Here is an 18,580-nt window from a genome sequence, read left to right as displayed (position 1 = left end):
GAGGAATGCTTATGGGAATGGTTTTCTCGATCTTGAAAAAGTACCGCGTCGCAGCGATTGCGGCACTGGTCATGATGCTGATTGAGCTCACCGTAGAGCTGATTCAGCCGTTGCTCATCTCTAAAATCATTGACGACGGCATACAGAAACAGGATTTGTCCGTTGTCTGGATGTGGGGAGCCGTTTTAACTGGAAGCGCTATCATTGCCTTTATAGCGGGGATATCCAGCTCTTTTTTTGCGGCGCATACGAGTCAGGGACTCGGCTATGATCTGCGCGATCAGCTGTATGAAAAGGTGCAGTCTTTCTCTTATTCGATATTTAACCGGTTTGCTACCTCATCTTTGATTACCAGACTTACAGGTGACGTCACCCAGATTCAGGATACGGTGTTCATGGGATTGCGGTTTATGACGCGCGTTCCGCTCGTTGTGCTGGGAAGCATCATCATGGCATTGGTGGTGAATGTGAAGCTGGGCTTGCTGCTTGTCCTTACCGTGCCATTATTGTTTATTTTTATCGCTTGGATTATGAAGCGGGCAGCGGATGCGTTCCGCCATGTACAGCAGCGACTGGATGCGGTAAACGGCGTCATTCAGGAGAATCTGACCGGGATTCGGTTGATACGCGTATTCGTACGGATGGGACACGAAATTGAACGCTTTGCCCGTACCTCTGGCAAGCTGATGAACACCACGGTCTCGACCTTGCGATTAACGGAGACAACGATGCCGTTTATTCTTCTCATAATGAATGCTGGGATCATGGCGGTCCTGTGGTTCGGCCGCAAAGACATCGCGTCCGGCAGTGCCAGCGTCGGCGAAGTGGTTGCCGTAGTCAATTATTCCCTGCGTTGTATTGGTGCCATGTCCGCCCTGTCCTGGGTTGTCGTTGCCTTCTCCCGGGGACGCGCTTCCGCGCAGCGGACGCAAGAGGTGTTAAATACGGAAGAGGATGCAGCAAGCGCGGCCAAGGATAAGAATAAAAAGGTTCAGATTCAAGGAGGCGTGAAGTTCGAGCAAGTGAGCTTTAGCTATCCGGGCAGCGACATCGACGTGCTGACGGATATTTCCTTTGAAGCGAGGCCCGGAGAGCGGATCGCGATTATGGGAGCAACTGGTTCCGGCAAGTCTTCATTAGTACAGCTGATTCCACGGCTTTACGAGGAAGAGAAGGGAGCAGTACGCGTAGACGGAATGGATGCCGGATCGATCGATGAGGTAACTCTGCGCAGCAGCATCGGTTATGTGCCGCAGGAAGTGCTGCTCTTCTCCGGTACGGTCCGGGAGAACATTGCCTGGGGACGCGAGGATGCTTCCATGGAGGAAATTAAAGAGGCGGCGCGCAGAGCGCAAATCCACGATACCATTGAGCGTCTGCCTAACGGTTATGACACGATGCTGGGCCAGCGCGGGGTCAACTTGTCCGGCGGACAGAAGCAGCGCTTGTCCATTGCGCGGGCGCTTGTGCGAAAGCCCGCCATCCTTATTCTGGACGACAGTACCAGCGCCCTTGACGTCCGAACGGAAGGCGCTCTGCTGGATGCCCTGAAGGATTTGTCCTGTACGACGTTTTTGATTACGCAGAAGATCAGCTCGACCACTTCGGCTGATTTGATTCTGCTGCTGGACGATGGGCGTTTGATTGGAAAAGGGAACCACGAAGATTTGATGGAAAATTCCTCTCTATATCGACGCATCTATGAATCCCAATACGGAGAGGAGGCGCAGCAGCATGCTCAAGGCATTCACTGAACCGTTTCGTCATCCAAGACCGAAGATTGATCTTGGCAAGAATAAGGATGGCGGCCAGGGGGGCAAGCCAAAGGCCAAGGCCAAAAACTGGTCGGGCACCCTCTCCAGAATATGGACTTATCTCGCCCGCCGCAAAGGCAAGCTCGCACTCGTGCTGCTGATGGTGTTGATCAGCTCGGGCCTTGCATTGCTAGGTCCCTATCTGCTTGGCGTCGGCGTGGATAGATTTCTGGATGATGTGCGTAATCCGGACAGCTCCATCGACGCGGCCTGGTTGTATTTTCTCGTTGGCTTGGCCGCCGTCTATGTTCTTCAGGCTTTAACCACTTGGCTGCACAACGTCTGGATGATCGGCATCGCCCAAGAGACGGTGTACCGGATGCGGATGGATCTGTTCACGCATCTGCACCGGCTCCCGATCCCGTTCTACGGCAAGCGCCAGCAGGGCGAGATCATGAGCCGCCTGACGAATGATATCGAGAATGTGAGCTCAACGCTCAACAGCTCAGCTATTCAAATTTTCTCGAGCGTGTTGACCTTAATCGGCACATTAACCGTCATGTTATGGCTTAGTCCGCTCCTTACGCTGCTGACATTCCTGGTCGTGCCTCTGATGATGATGGGGATGCGCTGGATTACCCGGCGGACCGGTCCCTTGTTTAAGGAGCGTCAACGCAACCTGGGGGATCTGAACGGGTATATTGAAGAAACGCTGTCGGGGCAGCGGATTATTAAGGCTTTTTCCCAGGAAGAACGGGTTGTCCGCGAATTCGATGAGCGCAATCAACGGATTCGTCTGTCGGGCTTCTGGGCGCAGAGCATATCAGGCTTCATACCGAAGCTGATGAACGGGCTCAACAACTTGAGCTTTGCGATCGTAGCAGGCATCGGCGGCATCATGGCAATTCAGGGGCATATTACGATCGGCGTCATCATTATATTTGAGAGTTATGCAAGGCAGTTTACGAGACCGCTGAATGATCTCGCAAACCAATGGAATACGCTGCTGTCTGCCATTGCGGGGGCGGAACGCGTATTCGAGGTGCTGGATGAAGAGGTTGAAGCGAAGGACGAAGGGGCTGCTGTCACGCTGAAGAGCGTGGAGGGCGCGGTGAAGTTCGACAACGTCTCGTTTTCTTATGAGAAAGACGGAGACACACTGGAAGGAATCAGCTTTGAAGCGAAACCCGGCGAGATGATTGCGCTGGTCGGTCCGACCGGTGCGGGGAAAACGACGTTAATTCAGCTGCTCTCCCGGTTTTACGATCCGGACAGTGGAAGGATTACCCTAGACGGGCGGGATATTTCTTCGATTCGCAGGGAGAGTCTGCGCGCGCAGATGGCTTTTGTACTGCAGGATTCCTTCCTCTTCCAGGGCACGATCCGTGAGAATATCCGCTTCGGACGGCTGGATGCCACCGATGAGGAAGTGGAAGAAGCCGCGAAATTGGCCAACGCCCACTCGTTTATCGTGCGGATGAAGGATGGTTATGACAAGAAACTCAAGCCTGACGGCAGCGGCATCAGTCAAGGACAGAAGCAGCTGCTTGCCATCGCGAGGGCGATTCTGGCCAACCCTTCCATGCTGGTGCTGGATGAAGCGACAAGCAGCATCGATACCGTAACGGAAATCAAAATCCAGGAAGGATTGCAGCGATTGATGAAAGGACGGACCAGCTTTGTCATTGCCCACCGTCTAAACACGATCCGCTCGGCGGACCGCATCCTGGTGCTCAAGGATGGACGCTTATTAGAGCAGGGCTCCCATGATGAGCTGCTGAAGCAGGGAGGATTCTACAGCGACCTGTATTACGGCCAGCTGAAACGGGCGGCTATGTAACAATATGGTGCAGACACCACGATAAGGGAGTGTGCCTCTGCTCTAGAACCACTCGCACCACTGGTTCCAACTGCGGTTTCCCAAAATAATGCTACCTGAAATAGGGCATGGTTGGAGCCGAGCGGCCTATACCATTTGGAATATCGCATTAGCCATAATCAAAACCACCGGAGAGGCTATAAGCCAAGCAGGGCTCCGGTGGTTTTTTTGTATTGGATTTTATGATTTTTACTCATTCGTTGACAGTGGTTACTTGAGCTTCTATTTATTGCGCGATTTGAGCTTGTTTACTTATAACCGTTCCGTTATTTAGCCGTTTGCTGCCAACAGGCCCCTTTTGAGGCCATTTACGGATCCTATGTCACTATAATCGGGGTAAAGTCCATGTTTCTGGGGCCTTAGCAGAATCAGTATCATCATGGCTGATTTATACTATGGCCCCACTCTTTCCGCCCTCATCCGTGATTATCGGGAGGACTTGACAGCCAAGCAATAATTAACGTTGTCGAATGCCGTTATTTTGTGATCAGGCTGACTCTCATTGTAGGCCTGAAAAAGCTCCCTCGTAATCTCGGAAGGAGTTAGATGCTGGTAAATCAATAAATTAGCCTCTTCCAGCATTTGCTCCAGCTCCGCGTAGGAATAGCCTGCCTGCATGGGTTCGCCTGCACGCATAGCCATCATGACCTGCTTCTGCGCCCGTTCACCCGCCTCAGGGGTAAGCGTAAGCTCATCGGGATAATCAAAGACAAAGCTGCTGCCGCTGGGGACCAGCCGGGCAATGGACGACAACAGCTGTTTGAACGTCTGTTTTGGCAAATAATAACTGATTCCGAGCAAGCTGCTGAAGCTGATTCGTTCCGGGTCAAAATCTGGACAAGCAGCTAAACGGCTTATCCAGTCCGCTTCTAAAAAGTCGGCCGCAATGCAATGCAGATTCGCCGGCTTGGCCAATGGGAGAGCGGATACGCGTTTTTCTTTATCCGCTGCCGTAACGGGATGATCGATCTCGAAAATACGCAGTTTTTCAGCCCACTCCGGCTGTCGGTAGGCGAAGGTGTCGTAGCCGGAGGCAAAGATTAGATACTGTTCGGCTCCCAAGCTGGCGGCAACGGCGAGCGATTGCTCGGCAAATGCTGCTCTCCCGAGCGGAGAAGGAGACAGCTGATAATCGACGACTTCGCGCAGCGCCTGCTCCTGCGAGCCGACAAACGACGGCCGGAAGAAAGTTACGGCCTGGGACATGTTGAAGGCTATCTGCTCGTATTCCTGATCGGTTAATAGCTGGATGGCGATGGGATCGTCAAAAATTTTCACTTGATTATGCTTGGCGTGATACGCCCGCGAAAATGCGCTGACAAGAGCGGTCAGGCTTTTCTTTTCCATGATGGATCACCTCTTATCCGTTGTAGCATGGCAAGGCCCGACAGGATAAGACTTGACTTTCATGTAAATTTATGGTATAATAAATGTATTGAATAGTTAAATTTCACATTATCGCCATATTTGATGGCGTTTTTTTTATTTTCTCCTAATATTGGATGTGATACCTGGTAAATCCGGCACCCGAGTGGAGCGATTGGATCGACTTTTTGGAGAATCCGGGAGCCACCAGCAGAGACGAAAACCAAGGGGCTGTCCCAAAGGTCGATTGACCAGGGATAGCCCCTTGGTATGTTGATAAGACGCTACGAATATAAATCCATTCCTCCAATCGCTGTGTCCCCCAGCGGAAAAAATTCGAGGACAAAGGCAACCGCTGCAGCTTTTCCCGGGCACCTCGTCCTCTCAGCTACTTCGTTGATTTTCATATAAAACAGCCCTGATTTCCGCATTGTATAATTCTGGGCAATCACAAAGGTTCAAATGCGGAGCCTTGCATATTTTAATCTAACACGGACCTATCTGCTGTTCTTTCCCTTATTTAGAGCTCGTAGTTTGAAGCCGCAGTTTACGCTGCCCCGCGGCTTTGCCAAATTGCAGCATGAACAGCAGAAGAACTCCAGCTTGCAAGGCAACCAGGACGATATAGATGTTGCTGTAGGTGGAGGCGCCCTGGAACAGGTTCAGCGGATTCCAGGAGCTGCCGGCGCCAAGATCGACAGCTTTGCCGTACACCCCCGTGGCGATCGCGCCGGACAGGAAGTTAAGCAGCGAGAACAATCCCATCCCGACACCGGTTTGCTCTTTGGGCAGCGACAATGAGATGGTCTTGGAGAGCGAGATTTGCATAAATATTTGACCTACATTGCCAAAGACCAGAATTAGCGCAATGAGGTATGGCGATACGCCCGCGAAGGTGGACAACAGGGCGAAACAGAGCAGAAGCAGGGTGGACGCTGTATAGAACAGATAACGTGTTCCCTTGGTATCCGCGAGCTTCCCGCCTCTTCCGCCGAGTATGGCCGCAGCGACGGCTCCCGGCACCATAACAAATCCGATCCATCCCGGAGCCAAACCGTTAATATCCGCCAGCAGCTGCGGAGTAAGAAAAGGCAGGGCGTAACCGACACTCATGATGAATATGCCGAGGACCAGGCCGACCGAATAGCTTTTGTTGCTGAATAAACGGGGCTGGACAAAAGGTTCTTTAGCCGATCGAATGCGCAGGAGGAACAACAGGAACAGCATGAAGCTGCCTACGCCGAATATCCATCCACTCTGTGTCACCGCAAGGAGCAGCAGGGCAACCGTTCCGGCGAGAAGACCGCCGCCGAGCCAATCGATTCGTCCACCCTGACCTTGTTCATTGCCCAAATATTTGCGGTACAGCGGCAAGGTAACAAGGATCAACAGCGGGATGCAGAAGAGCCATCTCCAGTGGAACATACTGACGATCAAAGCCGAGACTACCGGCCCAATCGCGCTTCCGATGGCGAGTCCGGTGGCGGTTATGCCCAGCGCGCGGCCCCGGCTTTCCGCAGGGAAATAGCGAACGGGAATGATCATGGCGGTTGCCGGAATGACGGCTGCCCCCGCAGCCTGGAGGATCCGCCCCAGCAGCACCATCCAGTAGGCTTGTGCCGACAATCCTGCAATAGAACCGACGAGGAAGAGAAGCAAACCGAAAGTGAGCAGATTTTTGAGTTTATAGGTGTCGGCCAATTTTCCATATAGGACGGAGCCTATGGCATAAATCAGCATGTAAATCGACGATACCCAGCTGACCTGGGCAAAGGAAAGCTGGAATTGCTTGCTGATTTCCGGAAGCACGATATTAAACATCGTTGCGCTCATCGATGAGAGAATCATCGTAAACGCCAAAATGCGTATTAATTTTTCAGCAGATGGTGGTTGTTGCTGATGTTCGTTCATGTGATTTCCCCCTTTCCTTTGGTTACGATTTATTCTACAATCGATAGTTAATAAATAAAAATATATATTATGACATGCATTCATATACTCAAGGGTATCAATAAAGGAGGAAGAACATCGTGGAACTGCTTCAGCTGCATTATTTTCAGACGGTGGCCAGAATGGAGCATATGACCAAGGCTGCGAAGGAACTCCGAATTGCCCAGCCAGCGCTCAGCAAGACGATTGCCAGGTTAGAGGAAGATTTGGGAGTACAGCTGTTCGATCGGCAGAATCGGCAAATCAAGCTCAATTCATTCGGGAAGGCTTTTCTGAAAAGCGTAGATACGGCATTATCAGCGCTTGAGGAAGGGAAGAGAGAGGTGTCGGATTTGGCAGGTATGGAGCGGGGCAGCATCCGCATTGCAACGACGGCACTGCCTCGGCTGTCCAAAGCATTGGGAGCTTTCCGTGCGCGATATCCTGATGTGAATTTCCGCATTATCCAGATTCCGCCTGACTCGATGATGGAGATGGTGCAGATGCTGGAGAATGGTGAAGTCGATTTATGCTTTGCGGCTGCGGCATTGGATGATGACAAGTTTCGGGAAATCCCGGTTCTTCATGCCGAGGTATTCTTGGCGGTACCCCACGGTCATCGATTGGCGGGCAGGAAGAGCATTTCCCTTCAGGACGTTGCGGGGGAAGCCTTCATCGAATACAAGGAAGGCCACCCGTTCCGAAAAATGAATGAGGAGTTCTGCCGATTGGCCGGGATCAGCCGGGATGTCGTCTGTGAAGTGGATGAACCTGCCGCTTTGGGAAGTCTGGTGGCCGCCGGGCTTGGAGCCGCATTTGTACCCGGGTGCAAAGGGGATGAAGAGCCGCCGTACGCGATGGTGCGTATCGAGAAACCTTCCTGCTACCGTACCTTCACTCTAGCGTGGCTGGAGCAGCGATATTTGTCCAAGGCCGCAAGAGAATTCCAGTCATTCCTGGTAGACTATTTCGGCGAGTTTCAGGAGCCGATGATTCATAGGGACGTGATCTGACAGGTCACGTCTTTTTTCCTGTCCCGGCGATCCCCTTCTACATAGTCCGGGCCTTCTACGCATACAGATAGATCAAGAACTTTCAAGGGAGGAACACGATGCTGGATCCAGTACTGACATCTCCGAATTTGAAGCTGTTTGCGGACTCAAACGACACCTTGAACTATAAACGCGATGCGGGAAATTACATAACCCAGGTGTTTGAAAACCAGATGCCGGCCATTGCCACAGGATTCTTCAACGTTCATATGACCAAAGGAATTATCATCCAGCCCCACTGGCATACGAATGCCGATGAGCTGGTGTTTGTCATCAGCGGCGAAGTGCTGACTTCCGTATTTAATCCCTTCACCCAGAAGCTGATGACCTACAAGCTAAAACCGGGACAGGTATCGATGTTACCAAAAGGCTGGTTCCATTGGATTCTGACACTGAGCGACAAAGCCCATATTCTGACTATATTTGATAAGCCGACGCCGGATATCGTATATGGGTCGGACTTCCTCAGGCATATTCCGAAGGAGATCTTGCATATCGCCTACTGCGTGAATGAGGAGGATTACGCCAAAGCGGTTGCTCCGCTGAAGGAAACGGTCATATTGGGGCCACCGCCGGGCTGCGGCAAGCGGGACGAACATGCCCCCTACGTTGAATCGATTCAGCGGCAGCCGTTTGGCCAGCCATTTCCGTTTAACGCACAGCAACCTTCGCCGCCTAGCTATTATGGATATGCACCACCGCCATCATATCCATCATATCCATCGTATCCATACAATTATCAACAAGCGAGGATGCAGCAGTACGGCGTTTCCCCATCGTATTCCCCTTATTCACAGCCGCCATCGTATCCGCCGCAAGCTTCCTTCTCGCCACCGGCACCCTATGCGCAACCGGTAACCTATTCGCAGCAGGCACATCAGCAATCGTCATTCTTCCAGCCGCAGCCGTTCCAGCAGCTTCAGTATCTGTACAGAACGAGCCCGGATCCTGAGCCAGTCTCTAGCCGTGGTCCTGAACCCGATACGGAATTTGGGCGAGAGGGTCAGTGACACCAAAACTTGTTTCCTTTTAGTGTCAGAATGAGATAATATTTCCTGAAAATTTCATTACACGACTCCGAAGTCTTCAAACTCCCTTGGTGGTTTCTTTTGAAACCACCCTCCGGAGAAGAAGGCTTCTTTTTGTATCCCGGATCGTCCGTATATTTTCCTTCCGAAAAAAGCCTTGCCTGATCTGGAACGTTCTGGTATGCTATTGTCCTTCTCTCATTTTCGCCTTGTCTGAAGTGGATGGGTCCGCCATCTAAAATGCTTATCGGAGGTGCTTCATGCTTTATTTCACATTGGCTTCCAAAGCCTATGCCCGCAATTTGCAGTACCGCGGCGCACACATGGTGCACAATATCGCCAGCGCGATGTTTGGCTTCATGTATGCCTGTATCTGGATCGGTCTCGGTGCAGACTACGCACTCGGAGATTACGGAACGCAGGGAATGGTCGGTTATATCGCCTTTACGCAAGCTGCGCTCTGGGTTTCCAGTTTCGTCACGAATGGCCTCGGCATTCCCCAAGCCGTGCGAACCGGCCATATTTCTCTGGATTTGATGCGTCCCGTTCATTTGTTCAGTCATTTGATGGCCAAGGAATGGGGGCAAATCGCCTACCAATTCGTTTACAAATCATTCCCGATCTACCTGGTGTATTACTTTGCCTTCTCGCTGCATTTACCCGGAAAAGCATCTACCTTCCTCTATGTTGCCATTGCGCTTGCAGGAGCCGCCTATTTATCGATCTGCATCAACTATCTCATCGGCGCATCCGCATTATGGACAACGGAATCGTCCTGGTTGTATTGGGGCAACCATGCGATGATCAATCTTCTTGCAGGCTTCTTCATTCCGATTGAATGGCTGCCGGGCTGGCTTCAGACGATGGCCTGGTGGTCGCCGTATCCGTATCTGCTCTATGTGCCGACCCGGATCTATCTGGGTTTTAATGACGTTTCCTATCTATGGGGGACGCTCTTTTGGTGCGTGCTGCTCACGATGGCCAGCCTGCTGGCAACAGGCTTCCTAAGACGGAAAGTGGAGGTGCAAGGAGGATGACCACGAGATCCTGGCTATCTCTATACGCGCTGCTGATCCGCACCAGTATCAAAAGCCGCATGCAGTACAAATTCAATTTTATCCTGGCTTCGTTTCTGGCGGCGCTAATCCAAATTTCTGAGTTTCTCATGGTTGCCATCGTCCTCTATAAGTTCGGGGCCATCCAGGGGTGGTCCATGCATGAAATCGGGTATTTGTTTGCCGTTATGACCTTATCGAAGACGCTCTACCGGACGTTTGCGGATGAAGTGCACCATCTTGAACACTATCTGGTCAACGGGGAGCTTGACCAGCTGCTGACTCGTCCCATGCCGGTACTGCTGGCGCTCATGCCGCAGAAATTCCGGATTATGCTGGGCGAAGTGCTGCAGGGCGGTTTTCTGCTCTGGTGGTCGCTGCATGGCATGATGGCGGCAGGGCAAGTCGGATGGAGCGCGGTGCCGCAATCGCTGTACATTATCGTCACGGGGGCCGTCATCCTGTTCTCGATCGGACTCGCGACCGCCACGTTCGGTTTTTGGACGACCCGGATCACCGAGCTTCAAAATATTACGGAGGACGCGGCCCGGACGGCAGCCCAGTATCCGCTCACGCTGTATCCCAAATGGATGTCGTCGATCCTGCTGATCGTGGTCCCGGTCGGTTTAGTCAATTACATCCCGTCATTATACATACTGCGGGGCGAGCTCGGCGTTTGGGTGCTGCCCGCATTGGCTGGAGCGGCTCTGGTATGTCTCTTCTTAAGTCTGAAATTCTGGCAGTTTGGTTTGACCAAATATCAAAGTACAGGGAGCTAAGGGAGGAACGCGTCAATGATTGAAGTCCACGACATACGCAAGGAATTCAAAACGCCGGTTGTGAAGGAGGGGCGCTTCTCCGGGCTGCGAACCCTGTTTACGAGAGAATACCGGACGAAGGAAGCCGTGAAGGGAATCAGCTTTCAAGTGGAGCAGGGGGAATTCGTCGGTTACATCGGACCGAACGGGGCCGGCAAATCCACCACCATCAAAATGCTGACCGGCATTCTCCACCCGACCTCGGGTCACGTATCGATCGGAGGCATGAATCCGCACAAGGAGCGGCGCAGCGTCGTGAACAACCTGGGCGTTGTATTCGGTCAGCGGAGCCAGCTGTGGTGGGACCTGCCGGTGAAGGATTCCTACGATATTTTGGCTAAAATGTACAGCGTGGATCAGGCGGACAAGGAGCGCAGACTCGGACAGTTTGCCGAATTGCTGGATTTACAGGCGTTCTGGGAAACGCCTGTACGCAAGCTGTCGCTCGGCCAGCGCATGCGCGCCGACCTCGCCGCTGCGATGCTGCATGATCCGGACGTGCTGTTCCTGGATGAGCCGACGATCGGTCTGGACGTAAACGCCAAACGGAACATCCGCCATTTTCTCAAGCTGATCAACGAGCAATTCGACAAGACCATACTGCTCACGACGCATGACATGGATGATATCGAACAGCTGTGCAATCGCGTGATGGTCATTAACAACGGCGAGCTGTCTTATGATGGAACAGTAAAGTCTTTACGGGACACCATCGGGCTGCCTACCGTGATCACCGTCACTTTCCGCGGGCCTTTTGTCATTCCCGATCAATCTTTACGCGAAGGCGGTCTTCCCGCCCCGATTCGGGTGACAAGCACGCTGGATAACACCGTCACCATTGAGGTGAACCGCCGCGAGATGAATACGCTTGATATTTTTAAAGAGCTGGGCCGCTGGGGCGAGCTGGATGATATCGATATGGAAGATCCCGATTTCGAAGATGTGATTCATAAGGTGTACTGAACAGAGGCAAGCTACCGCATATTTAAACTAAACTTAAACTTCAAGTCATCTGAATGCTCTTTTTGTTAAGTATGATGAGCTTGAGGTGATTGACATGAATCATTCAAGAATGAAGAAAGCCGGGTATACGGCTTGTTTTGCCGCTGTTATGTATGCCCTCCCCCATTTCTGGTGGGGACTTGGCATCGGGTTTGCATTCCCGGGGGATTTCCAGGAAGCGCCTGATGAATTTTTGACGCACGTGATCGGTTACTGGGGAATGGGTACCCTGGCCTTATTGGCAGCCGTTTTCGCGCTTGCTTTTGCCAGACCGTGGGGGCTGCGCTTACCGAAATGGTTGCTAATTATACCAGCTGCCATCGGTTCTGTTTTGTTGTCATTATGGGGATTTACTTACTTCGTCATGCAGTATTTGTTGGCGGTCGGCCGCGTTCAGTCGGCCCCCATGTATGCCGATCAAGATGCAAGCCCCATGGCGGTGTGGGGATACTTCTGGTACGCGCTCTTCCTGATCTGGGGAATTTCACTGGGTACAGCAGCATACTATGGGGGAAAAGTTCGTAAGCAGAATAAATCAAATCGTTTCACTAAATAACGCGTGTATTTCTTTCGTTGGACATTTTTGGTAACCTTGTACAATATAATAGGATACACACCTAAAGAGGAGCCTGCACGGTTCCTTTTTAATTTGGGTGCAAATGGACATAGAGGAAGTATAATATAGAGATAGAGGAAGGAAACCTCTGCTCAGATCATACGAGCCCAAGAATAACATCTACATATAAAGGATGAGCCACCATGAAGTTGATGAAGCGGATCTGGTTCCGTATCGGTAACCATTACAGGAAGAAGCGGGATTTTGAACAAGCCCTTAAATATATGAGAAAAGGCGAAAGTGCCATTACCAGTTTCAATGATAAGCTGCACTATGCGGAGCTGCTGCACAACAGCGGCCATTCGGAAGAGGCCGTAGCTTATTTGGAGCGCGTGATCGATACGAGCGGAAGCCATCGCGCTTATGAGCGGCGCGCTCATATTTTGCGTGAGCTGAACCGGGAGCGCGAGGCCATTGAGGATCTAAATGAAGCGATTCGGTTGAATGCCGACAATTATATGAATTGGTATACCCGGGGGATTGCCCACAAAGATTTGAATCAATATGAAGAGGCGATCCGCGATCTGAAGGAAAGCATTAAAAGAGAGGACAGGAGCACGGTTATTTCAACTTATTATGAGCTGGGCATGACCTTTTATGAGAGCGGCAATCCGGCGGAAGCGGCGCACTATTTTCGCCTAAGCATCCAGGAGCCGGAACGCGCCATCCCGATGTATTATTACATGCTGTCCGTATCCCTGGATCTGATGGATCATGTGCAGGAAGCCGTGGGTGTTCTGCAGGAGGGAATCCAGCTGGCCGATCGGTATGAAGCGGAAGCGGATGGCGGATATGGACTGTTTGCAGGCAGCACCAACTACAGCTACGGTGCATTTCAGACGTTTCAGCGGCAAGTGCGGGAGGCGTATTCTTTTCGGAAATCTATGGCGGACCTGTACGTGCAGCTTGGGGACATCGGACAGGCCGAGCACTATCTGTCGGAGGCCATTGAGCGGTATCCGGATTCATACGAGCTTTACTTAAAGAGAGCGGAGGTCTTCAACCGTTCCGGTAACAAAAATGCAGCTAAAGCGGATTTGGCATGGGCGATTGAAGCGGCGCCGGACGATTACCGCGCGTATTTCGACATGGCCCGGATTTATCGCGAGGATGGTCTGGAGGATCAGGCCTACGAGCTGATTTCGAAGTTGTATGCAAGACAGCCGGACTCCCCGCTGGCCTGCTATTGGATGGCCGACTGCTATTACCGGCTGGGTCGTCAGGAGGAGGCGCTGGCGATCAATGACAAGCTGCTTAAGCTTGAGAATGATGATGCACCGAACTATGTGCAGCGCGCCGATATTTACATGGAGATGAATGATCTGCCATCTGCGGAGCAGGCTCTGAAGGAAGCAGCCGCGCTTCAGGACGGGACTGAAATCCGCAATAAGCTGAGTTATGTGCTCTATCTTCAGGGACGCAATGAGGAAGCGCTGCTTGAACTGCAGGAAGCGGTTAAGCAGGAGGAGTCCTTCTCCGAGCATCCGACGTATTTGGCGGCCAGCGGGCATATCTATAAGGAGATGGGCATGTGGGATCTCGCCATCGATGCTTATTCCCAGGCGATCCAGGCGCATCCGTCGAATCCGAGATTTTACGAGTTTCGTGCCGTTTGCTTTGTGGAGACCGGACAGCTGGAACGGGGATTAGCGGACTGCGCTCAAGGACTCAGTTTGAACCCCGGGCAAGGCAGCCTCTACAGCCTGCGAAGCGGAATCTACTATTCGATGGCGGATTTTGCGCGGGCGAAGGAAGATACGCTGCAAGTGCTGGAGCTTTCGCCGGGTCATCCGGGCGCTTTTTTCAGACTGGGACAGATTTATTACAAGGATCAGGAAGAGGATGCGGCATTGGCTGCTTTTGACGAGGTACTGAGGCTGGTTCCCGAGCATGCCGACAGCTATCTGTACAAAGCACATATTTATTACAGCCAGTTCGAGCATGAAGATGCCATACAGGCCATCGTGAACTGGAGCTTGCATCTTCAGAAGGAGATGCCCCCGGCTGATAAAATCCAAGCCATCGAAGGCTTGGAGGGCTTTGAAGAGAGTTTGCTGAATAAGGCGGTAGAACGGTTAACGGGCATGTATGGGCATCAGCTTTATTTGTCCTGAATGCCGCTCTTAACCAGCAGAATCATGTAATCCTGCATTCACTCTGTAAGTCCGATGCTCATGTAGGGATGCGTTGATCACGAAGAAGTTAGAGTCCGCCAAGAAGTGGTGTCACATTTTGTCTAAAATTATGGTATGATTCAATAGTTGTTGCAGCATAACATGCTCGCAGGCTGCATAGCCAAGCGGGCTTTCTTCATGTGCAAGGAGGGGGATTATCATGATCTCACTGCAAGAGGTCAGTAAAAGCTTTGGCAGCGGCAGTGGCCGTTATCAGGCGATAGACGCTGTCTCTCTTCATATTGAGGAGGGAAGCATTCACGGAATCATCGGCACGAGCGGAGCCGGAAAATCGACGCTGCTGCGCATCATGAATGTACTGGAGAGACCGGATTCCGGCCGAGTCGTGGTGAATGGTCAGGAGCTGACCTCCCTTGGCGGCAGGGAGCTTCGGGAGGCAAGAAGATCGATTGGCATGATCTTTCAGTTGTTCCAGCTGGTCAGCAACCGGACGGTATGGGGCAATGTTTCGATGCCGCTTGAGCTCGCAAAGGTACCGAAGACCGAACGGGCGAATCGTGTCCAGGAGGTTCTGCGTTTTGTCGGACTTGAGGATAAAGCGAAGTCGTATCCGGCTCAGCTAAGCGGCGGGCAGAAGCAGCGGGTAGCGATTGCCAGAGCGTTAGCCAATTCGCCGACCGTCTTGTTGTGCGATGAGCCGACCTCTTCCTTGGATCCCCAGACAACCGCGGATATTCTGGAGGTGCTCCGGCATATCAACCGAACGCTGGGGGTAACCATCGTAATCGTTTCCCACGAGATGGACGTGGTGAACGACATTTGCGACCAGGTGTCCGTTATGGAGAACGGACGTCTGAGCAGAACGTACCGCAATCAGCTAAGCGATGGAGAGATTTCTCGGGGTTCCGGATCTTCAATGGACGGTGCAGGGAAAGTGGGGGATGGTTAGTTCCATGAATGACATCATTCCATATTTAAGTGATTATTTTGCCTATGTCCTGCAGTATCAGAATGAAATCTGGCGGGCGATTGGCGAGACGTTCATCATGGTGGGCATATCGATTGCTGCCGCTATAATACTGGGTCTTCCGGTAGGAACACTGCTATTTTTGTGTCGAAAAGGCCAGCAGTATGAGAATCGCCTTCTATTCTCCATTTTGAATGCCTTGGTTAACGTCATACGGTCATTCCCGTTTCTGCTTCTGGTTGTCATTATGATACCGGTCACGAGATGGATCGTCGGCACTTCCCTGGGGACGCTGGCCGCTGCGGTGCCTTTATCCGTCGTTGCGGTGGCTTACTATTCAAGGCTGGTAGAGCAATCCTTGCTGGAGGTGCCGAAGGAAGTGATGGAAGCGGCCGCTTCCATGGGGGCATCCACACTCCAGATGATATACAAATTCCTGTATGTAGAGGCCCGCTCGGGCCTTGTACTTGGGCTGACAACATCCACGATCAGTTTTATCTCGTACTCCACGGTGATGGGGATCGTGGGCGGGGGTGGCGTCGGGGACTTCGCGATCCGTTACGGGTACCAGCGATTTGAGGGAGAGCTTATGTCATTTACGATCATCATTATGATCATTCTGGTACAGTCCATCCAGTTCGGCGGGAACCTGGCATCCAGGCTGCTGGATAAGAGAAAAGTTTAATTCTATTTTTTGAACGCATGCACACCGATTATATTTTAACTGGAGGTAACCAAACGATGAATAAGAAATTAATGCTGCTGATGCTGACCCTCTTGCTGGTGCTGGCAGGCTGCGGACAGCAACCTGCCAAGGACAAGACTCCGGAGAGCGCAGCACCCGATGCCGCGGAAGAAGTTACATTAAAGGTTGCAACGCTCATTCCGCCAATGACCGAGGTGCTTGATCTGGTGAAGCCGATGCTGAAGGAAGAAGGCATCAACCTTGAAATCCAGATCTTGTCCGATAATGTGCAGCCGAACAATGCGCTGGCCCATAAAGAGGTAGATGCGAACTTCTTTCAGCATGTGCCGTACATGGAAGAGTACAATGCGAACAACGGCTCGGAATTGGTTCCGGTCACGCCGATCTATAATGCCGTTTTTGGAGCCTACTCCAAAAAATATAAGACCATCGAAGAGCTTCCGGATGGTGCAAGCATAGCGATTCCTAACGACCCTTCCAACATCGGCCGATCCCTGGTGATGTTCGAGAAGAACGGCCTGATTAAGCTGAAGGAAGGTGTCGGCATTCAAGCGACGCAGGCGGATATCGTGGAGAATCCGCATAAATACAAGTTCACCGAGGTGGATCTGCTCATGCTGGCCCGTACGCTCGACGACGTCGATATGGTTGCCATGACGCCAGCATACGCGAAACCGCTGGGACTTACCCCTAAGAAAGATGCTCTTGTAACCGAAGGCAACGACTCCGATTTCACCATTACGCTGGTGGCCCGTAAAGATAATGTGGATTCCGAGCCGATCCAGAAGCTTGCCAAGGCGATGACCAGCCCGGAAGTGAAAAAGTTCTTCGAGGATAACTACTCCGAGATTGCGCTGCCGGCTTTTGAATAAAGCGCGTATTTTATGGTTCGCAATAACCGTTTTCCGAGGTTTTCGGGGGACGGTTATTTTTTTGAGTGCGGCCAAATATGGTATACTCTTCATGGATTTGAGAGGTGCACCTTACATACCCATACGTATTGGAGTTGAGAATTTATGAAAAAAGAAGTAATCGACAGACTCATTACCTATGCACAAGTGGATACGCAGTCAGACGAGAACAGTAATACCTGCCCTTCGACACCGGGACAGCTGACACTGGGTCAGCTGCTGGTGGACGAGCTGAAGGAAATCGGCATGCAGGATGTAACGATGGATGAGAATGGCTACGTGATGGCCACACTTCCGGCAAACTCGGATAAACCAATCCCGACTATCGGCTTTTTGGCACATATCGATACGGCTACCGATTTTACGGGCGCCGGTGTCAAGCCGCAGATCGTCGAACAATATGACGGACAAGACATCATTCTGAACAGAGCGCAGAATGTGGTGCTCTCCCCGCGGGATTTTCCGGAGCTGAATGGCTACAAGGGGCATACCCTCGTTACAACGGATGGCACCACCTTGCTTGGAGCTGATGATAAAGCGGGAATTGCCGAGATTATGACGGCGATGGCTTATTTGATCCAACACCCGGAACTGAAGCACGGTAAAATCCGGGTTGCTTTTACGCCGGACGAGGAGATCGGGAGAGGACCGCACAAGTTCGACGTGGAGGCTTTCGGGGCTAAATACGCATATACGATGGATGGCGGACCGCTCGGGGAGCTTCAATACGAAAGTTTTAATGCGGCAGCGGCGCTGGTCACTTGCAAAGGGAAGAATGTCCATCCCGGAACGGCCAAAAACAAAATGGTTAACGCGGCGAAAATCGCCATGGAGCTGAACAGCATGCTCCCCGCGGAAGAAGCGCCTGAACATACCGAAGGTTATGAAGGCTTCTATCATCTTACTTCCATCGAGGGTGACGTGGAGCTGACCGAGCTTCGTTATATTATCCGCGATCATGACCGGGAGCTTTTCGAAGGAAGAAAGGCCAAGCTGGCTTCCATCGTAGAGGAGCTTCAAAACAAGTATGGAGCCGAGCGGATCATCCTACAGATGAAAGATCAGTATTACAATATGCGTGAAAAAATCGAGCCGGTCAAAGAAGTGGTCGACATCGCCCAGACAGCCATGGAGAAGCTGAAAATCAAGCCGATCATCGAACCGATCCGCGGTGGCACCGACGGTTCTCAACTGTCGTACATGGGCCTGCCAACACCCAATATTTTTACGGGCGGGGAGAACTACCACGGGCGGTATGAGTATGTATCCGCCGACAATATGGTATTGGCCGTTCAAACGATTATTGAAATCGTGCAGTTGTATGAGGAGCGGGCTTAAGTTAAATCTTTTCAAAAAGGAGCTG

The 18,580-nt window shown here is 51.8% G+C and carries 15 protein-coding genes; 13 read left to right on the top strand and 2 right to left on the bottom strand.

The annotated features are described in order from the left end of the window. Positions 1 to 11 precede the first annotated feature (11 nt). Both AK95_RS29940 and AK95_RS29935 read left to right on the top strand, forming a co-directional pair. Positions 12 to 1,754 (top strand): ABC transporter ATP-binding protein, encoded by a 1,743-nt coding sequence (locus AK95_RS29940; protein ID WP_071223561.1) that lies wholly within the window; start codon positions 12 to 14, stop codon positions 1,752 to 1,754. Then, positions 1,735 to 3,594: an ABC transporter ATP-binding protein gene (locus tag AK95_RS29935; protein ID WP_071223560.1), complete on the top strand. Its 1,860-nt coding sequence runs from the start codon at positions 1,735 to 1,737 to the stop codon at positions 3,592 to 3,594. Before AK95_RS29940 ends, AK95_RS29935 begins: the two co-directional genes overlap by 20 nt. 465 nt (positions 3,595 to 4,059) lie before the next feature. Here the strand turns inward: AK95_RS29935 and AK95_RS29930 are convergent, their stop codons facing one another. Beyond that, positions 4,060 to 4,980 carry a class I SAM-dependent methyltransferase gene (locus tag AK95_RS29930; RefSeq protein WP_071223559.1) on the bottom strand — a complete coding sequence of 307 codons (921 nt, stop codon included), beginning with the start codon at positions 4,978 to 4,980 and terminating at the stop codon, positions 4,060 to 4,062. Between the two features lie 534 nt (positions 4,981 to 5,514). Beyond that, positions 5,515 to 6,909: an MFS transporter gene (locus AK95_RS29925; protein ID WP_071223558.1), complete on the bottom strand. Its 1,395-nt coding sequence runs from the start codon at positions 6,907 to 6,909 to the stop codon at positions 5,515 to 5,517. A 119-nt stretch (positions 6,910 to 7,028) separates the two neighbouring features. Here AK95_RS29925 and AK95_RS29920 point away from each other — a divergent pair, with 119 nt between their 5' ends. From AK95_RS29920 to pepT, 11 genes are all read left to right on the top strand, one after another. Continuing rightward, entirely contained in the window at positions 7,029 to 7,940 is a 912-nt protein-coding gene (locus AK95_RS29920; RefSeq protein ID WP_071223557.1) for a LysR family transcriptional regulator, read from the top strand. Between the two features lie 98 nt (positions 7,941 to 8,038). After that, complete coding sequence (locus tag AK95_RS33960; RefSeq protein ID WP_083397761.1) at positions 8,039 to 8,989, top strand: cupin domain-containing protein; 951 nt, start codon at positions 8,039 to 8,041, stop codon at positions 8,987 to 8,989. A gap of 278 nt (positions 8,990 to 9,267) precedes the next feature. Further along, a complete protein-coding gene (locus AK95_RS29910) occupies positions 9,268 to 10,044 on the top strand; it encodes an ABC transporter permease (RefSeq protein WP_071223556.1) in 777 nt (258 codons plus the stop codon). Further along, entirely contained in the window at positions 10,041 to 10,841 is an 801-nt protein-coding gene (locus tag AK95_RS29905) for an ABC transporter permease (protein WP_071223555.1), read from the top strand. The genes AK95_RS29910 and AK95_RS29905 overlap by 4 nt, the downstream gene beginning before the upstream one ends. A 15-nt stretch (positions 10,842 to 10,856) precedes the next feature. Further along, a complete protein-coding gene (locus AK95_RS29900; protein WP_071223554.1) occupies positions 10,857 to 11,843 on the top strand; it encodes an ABC transporter ATP-binding protein in 987 nt (328 codons plus the stop codon). A 94-nt stretch (positions 11,844 to 11,937) separates the two neighbouring features. Next, positions 11,938 to 12,438: a DUF3995 domain-containing protein gene (locus AK95_RS29895; protein WP_071223553.1), complete on the top strand. Its 501-nt coding sequence runs from the start codon at positions 11,938 to 11,940 to the stop codon at positions 12,436 to 12,438. Between the two features lie 203 nt (positions 12,439 to 12,641). After that, positions 12,642 to 14,612: a tetratricopeptide repeat protein gene (locus tag AK95_RS29890; RefSeq protein WP_071223552.1), complete on the top strand. Its 1,971-nt coding sequence runs from the start codon at positions 12,642 to 12,644 to the stop codon at positions 14,610 to 14,612. A gap of 220 nt (positions 14,613 to 14,832) precedes the next feature. After that, complete coding sequence (locus AK95_RS29885; RefSeq protein ID WP_071223551.1) at positions 14,833 to 15,582, top strand: methionine ABC transporter ATP-binding protein; 750 nt, start codon at positions 14,833 to 14,835, stop codon at positions 15,580 to 15,582. 4 nt (positions 15,583 to 15,586) lie between these two features. Continuing rightward, complete coding sequence (locus AK95_RS29880; protein WP_071223550.1) at positions 15,587 to 16,285, top strand: methionine ABC transporter permease; 699 nt, start codon at positions 15,587 to 15,589, stop codon at positions 16,283 to 16,285. Positions 16,286 to 16,341: 56 nt separating this feature from the next. Then, complete coding sequence (locus AK95_RS29875; protein ID WP_071223549.1) at positions 16,342 to 17,178, top strand: MetQ/NlpA family ABC transporter substrate-binding protein; 837 nt, start codon at positions 16,342 to 16,344, stop codon at positions 17,176 to 17,178. A 144-nt stretch (positions 17,179 to 17,322) separates the two neighbouring features. After that, positions 17,323 to 18,555, top strand: coding sequence for a peptidase T (pepT, locus tag AK95_RS29870; RefSeq protein WP_071223548.1), 1,233 nt, complete (start codon positions 17,323 to 17,325; stop codon positions 18,553 to 18,555). The last annotated feature ends 25 nt before the right edge of the window (positions 18,556 to 18,580 follow it).

The organism is Paenibacillus sp. LC231, from assembly GCF_001860525.1.
In the GTDB taxonomy this organism is placed as follows: Bacteria; Bacillota; Bacilli; order Paenibacillales; family Paenibacillaceae; genus Paenibacillus_AQ.
The sequence above is the reverse complement of the archived record's forward strand: the minus strand, read 5'-3'. Positions and strand labels throughout refer to the sequence as shown.